This is a genomic window from Flavitalea flava, assembly GCF_054461575.1.
Genome location: NZ_JBTLQH010000003.1, coordinates 17,076 through 31,663 on the forward strand (window position 1 = coordinate 17,076; position 14,588 = coordinate 31,663).

At 45.4% G+C, this 14,588-nt stretch carries 9 protein-coding genes; 4 read left to right on the forward strand and 5 right to left on the reverse strand.

The window, feature by feature from the left end; all coding sequences use genetic code 11:
• Window positions 1-91 precede the first annotated feature (91 nt).
• Window positions 92-1,705 (forward strand): RNA-binding domain-containing protein, encoded by a 1,614-nt coding sequence (locus ACX0G9_RS04715; RefSeq protein ID WP_459063702.1) that lies wholly within the window; start codon window positions 92-94, stop codon window positions 1,703-1,705.
• Between the two features lie 141 nt (window positions 1,706-1,846).
• Window positions 1,847-2,392 (forward strand): DUF1349 domain-containing protein, encoded by a 546-nt coding sequence (locus ACX0G9_RS04720; protein WP_459063703.1) that lies wholly within the window; start codon window positions 1,847-1,849, stop codon window positions 2,390-2,392.
• Here the strand turns inward: ACX0G9_RS04720 and ACX0G9_RS04725 are convergent.
• Complete coding sequence (locus tag ACX0G9_RS04725; RefSeq protein ID WP_459063704.1) at window positions 2,370-4,778, reverse strand: ABC transporter permease; 2,409 nt, start codon at window positions 4,776-4,778, stop codon at window positions 2,370-2,372. The two genes, ACX0G9_RS04720 and ACX0G9_RS04725, sit on opposite strands and share 23 nt — an antisense overlap.
• A gap of 171 nt (window positions 4,779-4,949) precedes the next feature.
• Here ACX0G9_RS04725 and ACX0G9_RS04730 point away from each other — a divergent pair, with 171 nt between their 5' ends.
• Window positions 4,950-5,762 carry a GNAT family N-acetyltransferase gene (locus ACX0G9_RS04730; RefSeq protein ID WP_459063705.1) on the forward strand — a complete coding sequence of 271 codons (813 nt, stop codon included), beginning with the start codon at window positions 4,950-4,952 and terminating at the stop codon, window positions 5,760-5,762.
• 45 nt (window positions 5,763-5,807) lie between these two features.
• Here the strand turns inward: ACX0G9_RS04730 and ACX0G9_RS04735 are convergent, their stop codons facing one another.
• Genes ACX0G9_RS04735 through ACX0G9_RS04745 form a run of 3 tightly spaced genes read right to left on the reverse strand, consistent with a single transcriptional unit; the run spans window position 5,808 to window position 11,333 of the window.
• Window positions 5,808-6,695, reverse strand: a complete 888-nt coding sequence (locus tag ACX0G9_RS04735) for a 3-keto-disaccharide hydrolase (protein WP_459063706.1) — start codon at window positions 6,693-6,695, stop codon at window positions 5,808-5,810.
• A complete protein-coding gene (locus ACX0G9_RS04740; RefSeq protein ID WP_459063707.1) occupies window positions 6,667-8,175 on the reverse strand; it encodes a RagB/SusD family nutrient uptake outer membrane protein in 1,509 nt (502 codons plus the stop codon). Before ACX0G9_RS04740 ends, ACX0G9_RS04735 begins: the two co-directional genes overlap by 29 nt.
• A gap of 47 nt (window positions 8,176-8,222) precedes the next feature.
• Window positions 8,223-11,333: a SusC/RagA family TonB-linked outer membrane protein gene (locus ACX0G9_RS04745; protein WP_459063708.1), complete on the reverse strand. Its 3,111-nt coding sequence runs from the start codon at window positions 11,331-11,333 to the stop codon at window positions 8,223-8,225.
• Window positions 11,334-11,887: 554 nt separating this feature from the next.
• Between ACX0G9_RS04745 and ACX0G9_RS04750 the strand changes: the two genes are divergently transcribed.
• A complete protein-coding gene (locus tag ACX0G9_RS04750; RefSeq protein ID WP_459063709.1) occupies window positions 11,888-12,937 on the forward strand; it encodes an FG-GAP repeat domain-containing protein in 1,050 nt (349 codons plus the stop codon).
• A 5-nt stretch (window positions 12,938-12,942) separates the two neighbouring features.
• Here ACX0G9_RS04750 and ACX0G9_RS04755 read toward each other — a convergent pair whose 3' ends face one another.
• On the reverse strand, window positions 12,943-14,403 hold the full coding sequence (locus tag ACX0G9_RS04755; RefSeq protein ID WP_459063710.1) for a T9SS type A sorting domain-containing protein: 1,461 nt from the start codon (window positions 14,401-14,403) through the stop codon (window positions 12,943-12,945).
• Window positions 14,404-14,588 lie beyond the last annotated feature (185 nt).

Sequence of the window (14,588 nt, forward strand, 5' to 3'; positions counted from 1 at the left end):
AGGCTACTAATGAATATTCCGGATAAATGTGGATAAAAGAATCGCAGATGCCTAGTTCTATTTTACGGCAATAGTGTTTCTATATACTATTATGCCGTTACCCATAAATATAGAAGATTTACTTTCTCCCAGGGCTATTGAATCCGATCGAATCGAATTTAAAGCGGGCTGGAATCCGGATGCCATTTACCGGTCCATTTGTGCTTTTGCAAACGATTTTGATAATACCGGAGGAGGATATATTGTGGTTGGTGTTGAAGAGGAGTATGGACGCCCAAAAAGACCGGTAAAAGGAGTGCCGGCTGCAGAACTTGCGGAAATTCAGAAAAAGATGATTGGGTTTAACAACCTGATAAACCCGGTTTATCACCCCAGGCTCTTCATGGAAGAAATTGACGGTGTGCAACTATTGATCATATGGGTAACAGGAGGGAAAAACAGACCGTATCAGGTGCCGGACCAAGTTACTTCCAAAGAAAAGCGCCATTACTATTTCATCAGGCAATATGCCAATTCAATTAAGGCAAATACGGAACAATCCCAGGAATTGATCAGCCTGACCAATCAGATTCCATTTGATGACAGGCCGAACCGGCAGGCAAAGCCGGATGATATTTCCCCGGTACAACTACAGGATTATTTACGAATTTCTGGAAGCAGATTAGGCCAATGGATCGGTCAGCGTCCGGTTTTGGAAATTTTAGAGCAGATGGCCTTATTGGATGGGCCGCCCGAACATGTTTCATTACGAAATGTAGCCTTGCTATTATTTTCGGAACATCCTGAAAAGTTTTTTCCTTATACCTATATAGACCTTGTACATTTTCCCAAGGGAGTTACGGACAAACAATTCATAGAAAAAAAATTTAAAGGCCCGGTTCAGCAACAGGTTCGGCAGGCATTGGATTATATACAAGGTAATTTGCTGCATCAGTTGATTACCAAGGTAGACGGACGGGCTGAAGCCGTTCGGGTTTGGAATTATCCGTACAAGGCGCTGGAAGAGTTATTGGCCAATTGTATTTATCACCGTAATTATCAGGAAAGAGAACCGGTAACCATTCGTATAGAGCCAGAGTTTATTCTTATTTATAACCTGGGAGGCCCGGACCGATCAATCCGGATGGAAGATTTTCAAAAAGGCCAGGTTTTCCCTAAACGCTACAGAAATAGCCGCCTGGGAGATTTTTTGAAAGAATTGGAACTTACAGAGGGGAGGGCGACAGGAATACGGGTCATTTGGGAGGTATTAAGACATAATGGTTCTCCGGATCCGGTTTTTGAAACGGATGAAGATCGATCCTGGTTCCAGGTCAAATTGCCTATTCATAGTGCTTTTATAGATTTGGTTGATCAAAGCATTGGCAATGATGTTTTTGCGGCTACTTCAGTTATAGAAGAACTGTCCTGTAGGCTTAAGGCCCTCCACTTAAACACCAACTTAGACACTAACTTAGACACTAGCTTGGTCACTGACCAGAAATGGGCTGATTTTGCAAGGGTTCTCATTTTTATCCAAACAGGGCCTCAAAAGCGGGAACATATTCTAAGAAATATAGGTCTAACCAACCATAGTAAAAATTACCTGGCCTATATTGAACCTCTGGAAAAAATGCAGTTGGTGGTCAAAATGATACCTGATAAACCTCAAAGTCCCAGACAAAGATATTGTTTAACGGAAAAGGGTACTGCATTGTTATTCTAAATTGGAAAACGGAAGTTGTGAACCAGCTTGGTGCACGAATTGTTAAAACACTGTCCTACATTTGCGGACTATGAAAAAACCACATTTTTACTTACGTTTGCCTTACTAAGCACCCTCATTTACGCACAAACAGTACCTAATATGAAATGGAACAATAAGCCATCCCAATCAATCGTAGACGGGCAGTCCTTAGAAATGACCGTTGACCCGGGAACCGATTACTGGAGAATTACCCATTACGGATTTATCAGGGACAACGGACCGTTTTATTATACCGAACAAACCGGCGATTTTGAGGCTACAGTGAAGATCACGGGAGCATATCGCGAACTTTTCCACCAGGCGGGTCTTATGATCAGAACAGACGAAAAGAACTGGATCAAAACCGGGATTGAATATGTTGATGGTGTTCAAAATGTCAGCGCGGTGGTAACGCATGAAGTGTCGGACTGGTCGGTTGTTCCCAGACACGATAGCCCAAAATCCGTTTGGCTAAAACTATTGCGGAAAGGAGATTTTGTAGAGATCAGTTATTCATTCGATGGTATTAAGTTCGATATGCTTCGCCTGGCCTATTTTCAGCCTGCCGTTAAGGTTATGATAGGTATGGTGGCGGCAGCGCCGGGTAAAGAAAGTTTCGAGGCGACATTTGACGATTTTAAAATCACTCCGATCTCAACCCATTAACCGGGTTCCTTAGGGCCGCTTTTATCGCCTGAAAACTGACGGTTGCCATGGCAATAAACAGCACGATGCCTCCAGCCAGGGCAAATATCCACCAGCTCATCGTAATCCGGTAGGGATAATTTTCCAGCCATTTGTTGGCTGCTATCCAGGAAATTGGGATAGAAACTGATAGCGCCAAAAGAACCAATTTTAAGAAATCCCCTGACAGGATCGTTACTACACCCCTGACGGAAGCGCCCAGTACCTTCCGGATGCCGATCTCCTTCGCCCTTTTTTCAGCAGACAATACCGATAGACCGAACAGCCCTATACAGGAGATGAAAATAGTAAGCAAAGCGCCGAACAACACTATTTCCTTCCATTTTTTCTCCGCATCATAATTTTTTGCATTCACCTGTTCTTTAAAGTCGTAGGAATAAGGTGCCAGGGGAAAGACCTTTTTGAATACCGTTTCAATAGCAGCCAGGCTTTTCCCTTCAGTATGGGGTGCGATTTTTATATATAACAGACCCACTCCATTTCCGGAATTCATTTTAAATAATTGTGGCGCGATCTTTTCCGTCAGGGCCTTAAAATGATGATCTTTTACAACGCCCTCTACGGTATAAACACCTGCCGGTTCATAAATCCTTACCTTTTGGCCGATAGGGTTTTTCCAGCCTGCTTCTTTAACAAAGGTCTCATTCACCAGGACTGTATGAGAAGGATCAGCCGGGAAATCAGGCGAAAAATTCCTGCCTTGTAAAACAGGGATTTTGAACATGGGTAAGTAAGATTCATCTATGATCTCGAAAGCTACATTAATATTGGCCCCCATTTTTGCCATACCCGGACCCTCATTTACCATGACTGTAGTTCCGGAAGTGCCGGGGTTCTTTGGTGCCACGCCCAGGATAGCCGGGTTCCGGAGTAGCTCTCCTTTGAACAATCCGATTTCCTGCGGGCTCATGCTCCAATTGCTCACCATGACCAGATTGCTGTCATCATACCCTAATTGTTGGGAAGACAGATAATTCAACTGGAAGAAAAGGGTAAGGGTTCCTACTATCAAAAAAGAGGCTAGTACAAACTGAAATACAACCAGGGATTTCTGGAGCCAATTCTTACCGGCTCCCATAAACCGGCCGTAAAGTGTCTGCACAGGCTTATAATTAGACAATACCAGGGCAGGGTACAAACCTGCCAATAAACCGGTAATCACAAAAAGGATGATATAACCCGCAATCAATTTTATATCCAGCAGATAGGAGAAGGCAAGCGCCTTATCCGACAACTGGTTAAATACGGGTAACAGGGAGTAGGCGATTAAGAGAGCAAGAAGAAAGGCCACCAGGCAAAGCAGCAATGACTCGCCCAGGAATTGCAGGATCAATTGGTTTCTCCCGCTGCCGATCACTTTTCGGATGCCGATCTCTTTGGCCCGTTTTAAGGACCTGGCTAAGGTCAGATTGACGAAATTGATACAGGCGATCAATAAGATAAAAAGAGCGATTCCCGACAGGACGTAAGAATAAATGGGGTCGCTGCCATCGGAAAGACCCTCGTTGGCGCCGGCTTCCTTGCTGAGATGAATGTCTGTGAGAGGTTGCAGGAAATAAGAGAGGCCAATATTTTTTAGAGAGTATTTTTCTTTGATTATTTTGATCGTTTCTTTTGCCTCAGTTTCGAATACTGCCTGCATTTTTGCATCGACAGCTTTTGCATTCGCATGAGGATGGAGAACGACGAAAGTATTGAGGAAGAAGCTAAACCAATTTTCCTTATTTTTCCCTTCCTCCGGCGACATAGTAATGGGCAGAAGGACCTGGAATTTGATGGAAGAATTTTCCGGGCAATTGGCGGCAACAGCCTTGACCACATAAGGCACAAAAACATCTTCCTTCAGGTACATTATTTTGCCAACTGCATCCGTGGTCCCGAACTGGGCTTTAGCTACATTTTCCGTGATAACTACTGAGCGCGGTTCCTTTAACGCATTCATGGAGCCTTTTAACAAGGGAAAATTAAACACGGAGAAGAAATTGGTATCGACCCGGCTCACAGCCTGTGATTGAATAGTTGTTCCTCTCCGGATATCTACATACGATTCCTGCACCCGGACAAAGGCGGAGATCTCCGGAACGCTGGCCTTAAAGCGCGGTCCTTGAAAATAGCCCGAATATCCGCCCTTTACTTTGTTGCCATTTTCCCGGGTAATTTCCCTGTCGATCCGGAAGATCTGTCCAACCTGGTGATGGAAACGGTCATAGCTGACCTCATCCTTTACGTATAAAATGATCAGTATAGCACAGGCGAGCCCCAGGCTCAGGCCACCTATATTGATAAAGGCATAGGCCTTATTGCGAAACAGATTCCTTAACGCAGTCTTGAAATAATTGATGAGCATATTGGTATTTCTTTTCTGGCTCTTTCTCTACCAAAAAAATGCCGAAGTGTAATTATGTGAATGTCAATATTTTGTAATAGGGTTGGCAAATGAACCGTTCGTTTTTGATACGGTCACTGTCCGCACCTGCTAACCTTTATATTACATTTACCCCAATAAAAAGGTTAATTCATGAATATCGGGAGATTAACGCAAAAGGACCTGGAAGAAATAAAGGGGTTACAGCCTCAGGACTGGCCGGATATTCATCCGCATTACGCGTTTTATGTGAACGCTCCCTTTTGCACTCCGATAGGGGTGAATATTGATGGCCGTATCGTTGGCATTGGTACATCGATAAGATTCGATGATACGGCCTGGATCGCCCATATCATCGTCGATAGTCATTTTCGAAACAGGGGGATCGGGAATCGAATCGTCAGTGAATTAGTTTCAGCACTTCAAAAAGAGGGTGTCGAAACTTGTTCGCTGATTGCTACAGAGCTGGGGTATTCCGTATACAAAAAGATTGGTTTCAGGGTCGTTTCGGAATATTCTTTCCTGACCAGGATAACCCCTTGGGCGTTTTCTAACGCCAGCACAGACAACAACAAAATATTTCCTTTTGAGGAGAAATATCGCCGGGCTATCTACGCGATGGATCAGCAGGTATCCGGAGAAAACAGGGAAAAAATGATCGAAGGGCACTTGGAAGGGGCACAGGTTTTCTTGGAGAATAATACCGTCAGGGGATATTTATTACCCGCGCTTAATGAAGGTTTGATCATTGCCGACACGGTGGAGGCAGGAACGACATTGATGAAAATGAAATATGTGACAGGAGATAGAGCCGTACTTCCATCGGATAACCTGGCTGGAATGAATTTCCTATTGCAAAATGGCTTTACGATGATAGAAAGGAAAGGGGTAAGAATGGTTCTGGGAAAAGAGATTCATTGGCAGCCATCTGCCATTTATAGCAGGATAGGGGGGAACCTTGGATGAAAATTGCGGAGCGCAAGGATGTATGGCAGCAAATCGGTTTTTAAACTATAGTTTCTTTAGCAATATGTTCCTGTACTCGACTTTCATTGGCGGACCGACATGCACCTGTACGCCAAGTAGCCCTTTAAATTTTTGGTTCACGCTATCATTATCTGTTACATCGCTCATCAAAATGCCATTGATAAAATGTTGCAAATGGTTACCCTTGATAATCAAATGATATTCATTCCAATCTTCGTTTTTTATATGAGCCAGTAAGGAATCCTGGCTTCCAAGGGATCCTGTTAGCTTTGCCCCGGTCCAGGCATTGTTTTTAATATTGGAGGATAATGAGCCGGCAAGGGTCGGTATCATTACTATTTGCCCCCGGTAGGCTAATGTCGTCCGGACCCGTTCTTCATAATTTTGCCCGGTGTATCTGTTCTCCCCGTCGATATCGGCCTGGTATCCTTTTAAGGCATGCGGCAGGTTTTCGACCATGTCACTCCGGTAATTTATGCCGCTGTTTCCGCTCCTGGTAATACGGAACTCCGCTTTCAGCTCGAAGTCTGCGGGTTGCCCTTTCTGCCAGATAATAAACGTGTTTGCCTTCAACAGGGTGGAAGGAGTTACCTGACCTACCAGACAACCGTTCTCCACTTTCCAGTAAGTGGAGTCGCCTTCCCATCCTTGCAGCGTTTTGCCATCGAATATTTGCACAAACCCTTCCTTTTTATTAGGGCTCATGCCGTGTTGGCAACTGCCGGTTATTAATGCGGCAAGTATAATAAGTGTAAACGGCTGTTTCAAATTCTTTACGGTCATTTTTGGGGCGATTAGAAACGATCTCCGATCACAGATCGAATGCCATCCATGATCGAAGATCGTTAAATAAAGGACAGGGCTGCCTGTATATCCTGAAAAATTAAAAGTAAGGGCTGAGGGATCCTTCATCTGCAGGCAAAGGATACCTTGCCGTGATGACCGAAAATGCATTGTTCGGAGGCACTGCTCCGGGTGGATAGTAGTATGCCTGTGGATTTGTTTTAATGCGGTTACCGTAATCGGTAATCACTGTTGAAAAACTGTTCGAACGAACCAGGTCGAACCAGCGTTTGCATTCAAAGGCAAGCTCTACTCTTCTTTCCTGTAGGATGGCTGCGCGCAAATCGGCCTGAGCGGTAGCCGTGGTGCCGCCAAGACCTGCACGTGTCCGGACCTTGTCGATATAGGGGATGGCTTCTGAGCCCTTACCCCCCTCGTTCAACACTTCAGCCAGCATTAACAATACTTCCGAATAACGATAAGCAGGTACATTATTTCCTGTATTGTTCCAGATAGCGTGTGGTTTCGCGTACTTCAAACAGTAAGGATAGGTTTTGTTTGTATTGGCACTTCCACCTGCAAATACATAACCAATAGTCGCATCCTTTCTTTTGTCGCCCACTTCATAGGCAGCGATCAGATCCGGCGTTGGCGCATTGTTGCCCTCACCGGAAAGATCCTGTGGGTTTGAAACCTGTACGATCGGCTCTATTTCCGTGGAGGACAAAGGCATCGGGAGCATATTGTATATCAGGGAGCCGTTCAGCCCATCGGACCCCTCCATAAATTGTATTTCAAAAACCGACTCGGCGTTGTTTTTATTATCTGTAGTTCCTGAAAATACATTGTTGTATTCCGGGATGAGCGAGTAGTCACCACTGGTTACAACATCTTTTAGTACGGGTTCTGCATCCGACCATTTCTTATGTTCCATGTAAGAGTCAGCCAGGAGCGTCTTGGCCGCGCCTGAAGTGGCTCTGCCTGGTTCTTGCGCAGCTTTGTTAGGCAGCAGCTTGCTGGCAGCCAGCGCATCGCTTTCTACCTGCAACAATACTGAATCAGCGGTGGAAAGCGGAAGTGCAGCCTGTTGTCTGGTCAACACGGGTGTGAGATGCAAGGGTACGGAGCCAAAGTATCTTTCGAGCGCGAAATAGGAGAAAGCCCTCATATACAAAGTCTGACCTTTCAGATTGTCTTTCACGCTGGCATCGAAATCGATCGCATCGATCGTCGCGAGAATCTGGTTACAACGCGAAATAATCACATAATAATCCCTATACTGCTGGGTCACATGTCTATTGGTCATAAGATTATTGGACACCGTAATAGCAAAATCCGCCAGGTTTTCCTGTTGTTCGGTAGCGCCGAATTGTGGGTTCCGGTAATAATAAGCATTGTCGGAGTGCATTTCGGTGGTGTAGAAAATCTGGTTATTATAGATTTCCCGGAGCGGATTGTAGGTGGCATTTACAGCCTGTTGGAAGTCCGCCTGCGTTTTAAAGAATGTTTCTGAGGTCAGAGAGGTTTGCGGCGCAATGTCCAAAAATTTATGACATCCCGTTAAGCTGTAACCCGCCAGCACTATTGTCAATATTTTCCTATAGTTCATTGTAATGGATTAAAATGTTTGGAAAGTAGTTTGTTTCATTTTCTGCCTTAGAAATTGATGTTGGCACCAATCGTGTAGGTACGCGGAACCGGATAGTTCGATAGGTCTATGCCCTGATCAAGATTATCCCCCGAACCATTTCCATCTCCCTGGGCACTTGTTTCAGGATTCGGACCACCCCAGTATTTAGTGAACGTATAAACCTGCTGAACAGAAGCATACAATCTGGCAGATTTGAACACCTTATTTTTGACGTTAACATTGTAGCCAAGGGTAATATTCCTGATGGTGAAGTAAGAGGCGTCGGCGATGAAGCGGCTGTTAGGCCAGTCTCTTTCGATACCAGTCACATTCCCACCACCTACGGTCGTTCCGTAAAATCCCTTACCAGGATTTGCCACAGAGCGGAAACGATATTTTACTTCTTCTACCAGGTTGAACACGCCGTCGAGATTGGCAGTACTATATAGGTGGCGAACAAGCAGCGAGTTGCCATGTGAACCGGAACCGGTGATCGAAAAATCCCAGGGGCCCAACTGGAAGTTATTTACTACTCCGTAGGTGAATTTGGGGAAAGGGCTTCCTGTAATCACACGATCATCGTTGTCTCCGCCATAGGTTATTACCCCGTCTTTATTCTTGTCAAGCAGTTTGATGCTGCCCACCGTGGAACGACCGGGGATTTGCGGAGATTTGTCAAGATCCTCCTGATTTTTGTAAACACCATCTGCCACCAATCCATAGAATTGGCCGAAGGGTTTGCCCACCTGTGTAATATGGAGACCGTCGCTGCCGTATACGCGATCAATCCCAGGGGCGAGCTTTTCAACAATATTTTGGTTGAAAGAGATGTTTGCAATGGTGGTCCATTTCAGACGCCCTTCCAGGTTACGGGTATTGACAGCAAACTCATGACCCCAGAATCTGATCTGGCCGATATTGTCGGTATAATTGCTGAACCCCGATTCCTGTGGCACCTGAACACCATACAACAAATTTGTGGTACGTTTTGTATAATAGTCGTAGGTAAACTGGATACGGTCGTTTAAGAGGCCCAGATCGACACCAAAGTCAAACTGTTTGGTTGTTTCCCAGCTCAAAACTCTGTTCTGAAGCGAGGTAACGGCAGCTCCTGTGGCAATCGTATTGCCGAATACGCTGTTTAAACCCGATCCTCCTATATTAACGAGGGCGTAGGGCGTGTAGTTTCCGATATTATTGTTGCCGATCACTCCATAACTTGTGCGCAGTTTAGCGAAAGATATTTTGGCACCCCTTGCAATACCCTCAAAGAAATTTTCGTCGGATACTACCCATCCCAGCGATGCGGAAGGGAATGTTCCATAACGTTTGTCAGCACCGAAGCGTGAAGATCCATCACGACGGAAGGCGGCTGATGCGAGATACTTTCCTTTGTAATTATAAGTTAACCGCGCCAGTTGCGAAGATAGTGCCCATTCCTGCACATCGCTGTAAGTTCCGTTGCGATCGATATTTACGGCGCCCTGTACTGTTAACAGACGGTCATCTGTATAGGTATTTGTCGCAATAATTGAGCCTTCTCCATGAAACTTCTGGTTGGTATAACCACCGAGCAATTCGAAATTGTGGTCTCCAAAGCTCCTGGTATAGGTGGCCAGATTTTCGTTCAGCCAGGTGATCCCTGTACCGTCTATCCGGTAGGAACGGGCTGTTGTCGGTACCGGAACGTTGATGAAATTTGTAGCTGTCGATGGAGAAAAGAAGAAAAACTTTCGGCCATTGTATTCTACATTAATAGTAGACCGGATGTTAAGCCCCTTTATAGGAGTATAAGAAACAAACCCGTTCGCGATCAGGTTGGTCTGTTTGTTCTTATTCACGATTTCCTGAGCCGCCCGGACCCAGTTGGGATAATTAAAGATATTATTGGTACTGGCCGGAAATTTATTGTAAAGGGTGAGCTGGCCTGTGGAATCACGGATAGGCATCACTGGCCAGGTATGCAAGGCATTGAACAGCACGCCGGTGCCTCGATCTCCATCTGTAAGCGGCGTATTGTCTTCAATATACTGTGGAGCAATATTAAAACCCATCTTTACCTTGTCGGAGATATTGAACGAATTGTTCATACGCAGCGAATATCTCGTATAGGCATTGTTAAGTACTACCCCCTGTTGGCTGAAATATCCCGCAACGATCGAGGTGGTTGTCTTTTCGGTATTGGAAGTAATGGTTAAATTATAGGAACTCAGTGGAGCCTTTCTGATTAATGCTCCATACCAATCGTTGTTTTTATTCCTGTAGGATGCAGGGTCCTGAAATTCCACAGGAACCGGCTGGCCTGCGTCCTCATAATATTCCTTTTTGAATTCTGCAAATTCTTCTGCATTCATCATTTTGATACGACCATGCATAGGTAATTGCTGAACGCCTCCATAGACATTCAAACTGGCAGCGGTCTGGCCTTTCTTTCCCTGCTTGGTGGTAATCAGAACAACGCCGTTGGCCGCGCGTGATCCATACAGAGAGGTAGACGCAGCGTCTTTCAACACACTTAGATTTTCGATCTCATCCGGATTCAGGTTGCTGATATTTCCTGTGATTGGGAAGCCGTCGATAACATATAACGGATCACTGCCTGCAGATACCGACAACTGTCCACGGATTCTCACCGACATCCCCTGACCCGGTTTTCCCGTGGTCTGGTTGATTTGCACACCCGCGAGCCGTCCCTGCAGCTTCTGTGTGATCTGGGAGACAGGGATGTCTTTTACTTCTTTTTCCGAAATTGTTTGCACCGAGCCTGTCACCGCTTTTCTGACCTGGCTGCCATAGCCTATTACCACGACTTCGCCCAATCCTTTGGAATCGAGTGCGAGAATAACATTCATGACAGCATGGCCGGAGATGGATAATTCCTGAGAGATATACCCTATAGAAGTTATTACCAATTTCGATTTATTACCGGGCGCCATGATGGAAAAGGAGCCATCTGTATTGGTCGTAGTGGCTGTCTGCGTACCTTTAACCGTGACGGTGACTCCCGCCAGTCCGGCTTGTTTTTCATCTGTGATTTTTCCAGTGACGGAAACTTGTGCCCATGCTCCTGTAGCACTGAATAAAAGAAGATAAAGCATAGCTGCATACCTTACCCTTTTTCGGTTAAATTTTCTCATAAGCTTAATCGTTAATTGTTAGTGTATAGTTTTTATAATCAGAAAATGTTTGCCTTGAATTATTTTGGGATGGGGTGCCGGATAGTAACGAAACCCGGAAATTTTTTGCGTTTTCATCGTCAATAGATGGGTAATAAAAAATAGTAGAGGGGGTAAATACGGAGCCTGTTTGATTGGGATTACGCCGGATGGCAGAATCAGTTTATTCATGTGACAAGCATTTTAAAGTTTTATAAAAATAGATACTCTGTTTTGAACAACCGTCATGCACTGTCCCGTTTGATAAAAGTAAAATGTAAAATATAGTGTCATCTATACGGATATTTTAGAGGCAGGACACTACAGGATGGACAGTCATATTATATTTGATAGGTTTAAAAACTATTAACTTATAAATCTTCCATATGAATAAATATTTTCTAACCTTTCCGTTTTTTATTTTTTCAATTATTGCCGCATTTTGTCAATCGAAGAGTAGTGGTTCTAACCATAAAGTCGGCTTGCTAAAGTTTAGTAAACAACAAATTTCGTCCGAAAGCTTTGAATCGGTCAGCGTGTTCGACGTAAACAATGATAAAATCCCGGACATTGTTTCGGGTGCGTTTTGGTACGAAGGTCCGGCCTACTTCAATCGCCATTACATTGGCCCTGTTAAACAATATGGAGAATACTGGGATGATTTCTCCACCATACCGCTGGATGTTAATGGAGATGGCCGTATAGATTTTATAACCGGAGGATGGTTCGGGAAGAGCCTGATATGGAAAGAAAATCCGGGGAAGGATGTGGAATGGAAGGAGCATATCATTGCGGAGCCCGGTAATATCGAGACTACCCGTGCCTGGGATATCGACGGTGATGGCGTTGCCGAGATAGTACCCAATACCCCAGGGGATCCGTTAATTGTATACCGGCTTGTGCGGGATAGCCAGGGAAAAGGTACCGGAGTATTCGAACGATATAAAATCCTGGACAAACAGGGCCATGATATCATAGCTAAGCAAGGGCATGGTTTGGGGTTTGGCGATATAAATGGTGATGGTCGTGGAGATTTCATTTTAAATAACGGTTGGATTGAGGCTCCGGCAAACCCCTATAAAGATCCCTGGATTTTCCACCGGGAATTTGACCTGGGGACGGCAAGCGTTCCGATCATCGTTGCCGATATCAATAAAGATGGCCTTGCCGATCTGATCGTAGGGCAGGCCCATGATTATGGATTGGATTGGTACGAACAAAAACAAGATAAAGGAACAAAACAAACTACCTGGATCAAACATCCGATCGACCCGTTTAATTCGCAATTTCATACTATGGAATGGATTGATCTGGATGGTGACGGGCAGCAAGAGCTGATTACCGGCAAACGTTACCGGGCTCACAATGGCCATGACCCGGGTGAGAGCGATCCCCTGGGAATTTATTATTATAAATGGAATGGGGAAGGCTTTACCAAACAAATTATCAGCTATGGCCCTTTTGGCGAAGGGAAAGGAGTAGGAATTTATTTCAGCGTCAGCGACCTGACAGGATCCGGAAAAAAAGACATTATCGCGGCGGGAAAAGACGGCCTATATATATATTTCAACAAGGGCTACGAGTAAATCTTTTATTCCTTCAGCAATTTCAACGCTTCCTTACCACCATGCACATGATCCGTTATTGACAATATATATATGCCTCTTGCCAATTTACTCAGGGAAAGAGTCGCATCATTATATCCCTGAAGGAAAGATATTCGGCTAACGAGTAAAACCCTGCCTTGTATATCCATCAACCGTAAGTCAAGATCTTCTGCCTGGTCGGAATATCCATGAATAAATAACTTATCATGCACAGGATTGGGATACATGTCAGGAGATTCCACGAAGGAATGGGAAAGGGTTTTATTGGCGGGGTCCAGCGGGTGGTCGATTTTAAAACTGCCGGCAGCTTTTGACAAGGTACCGCCGACATATACATTGCCACTGAATACCCCGGCCCAGGAATTTGCACCCAATGCTGATCCCATTATTCCATAAGTTCCGGCCCCAAAGCCGACTCCCCAAACTCCTTTGCCGGTTCCTGCGCCGTTTGCTTGTCCCAGAACCCCCACAGAATTCGCATTGGTAGAATTGTTTTGAGCGTATATACATGGTGACTGGCTGTTGGTATTGAGCACGTATACCGACATGGCCGCCGAGTTAAAGCCGGTGGCAGCGCTCTGCACGTATAAGGCAGGTGCATCCGTGGAATTGATCAGGCCAAGGGCTGGAGATGCATTATTAGATGTCCAGTACTGGCCGACATGGTCATGATCGGAACGGGATAAAGTGTTGGAACTACCATCTCCGCCATAATTGGCGGTCAGGCTAACATTGCCTGTCGATCCGCCGCCAGTGAGTCCGTTCCCGGGAGTTACTCCGGTGATCGTACCAGGGGCCCCGGTGATGGTGATGGCATTGCCGGTAATGCTGAGGTTCGTGCCACCGGCCCCAACGAGGACCATATTGTCGGTTAGACCATTGATACTTTTGACGACCTGCCCTGCAGCGATATGTGTGGCCGCAACGGCACCTGACGCGATCTTGGCCGGGGTGACTACTCCGTCCTGGAGATGAGTTGCCTTTTGCAAGCCCGCCACATCTCCCGCGAGGGTACCCGAAAAGGAAGCTGTACTATCGGCTACCAATGCATGAACCGCCTGAACTGCGTAAGGCACAGTTATCAGTTCAACGGTTGCCAGGGAAATATAATTAGCACTCCCAGTGGTATCGATTTCCACCTGGAGGAATTTATTCCCGGTACTCCAGGTGATGGCGGGGAAAGTTCCGGACGCCACCGTGCCTGCGCCTACCTGCAGGTTCACCAAACCATAGGCATTACTGGTAGTCAATTGAGTCTCACTGTATTGCACCGTACCTGTTGCCGAACCATCCCGTATGCTGAATCGGAGGCCCAACGGTTTGTTGGCTATGACCGTTCCGGCATTGCCTCTGACAATCGCCTGATAATTAAATTTTTGCGGTATCTGTGCCCGGATAGATAAGGTGGCGGACAGAACGACCGCCAAAAGGATAAAAAGTTTCATGCAGTTGCTAGGGGGTTAAGAGTAATTCTTCGATTCAAGAATAAATATAGAATTTAATTCTATGGTAAGGATAAAATCCTTTGATAACAAATCCCTCAAAACAAGTAAATTCGTTTTAACGGGTACAGGTAATAAATCCCGGAAAAGGTTAAGGACAAATAATAATAGTATGGGCTTGAAAGCAT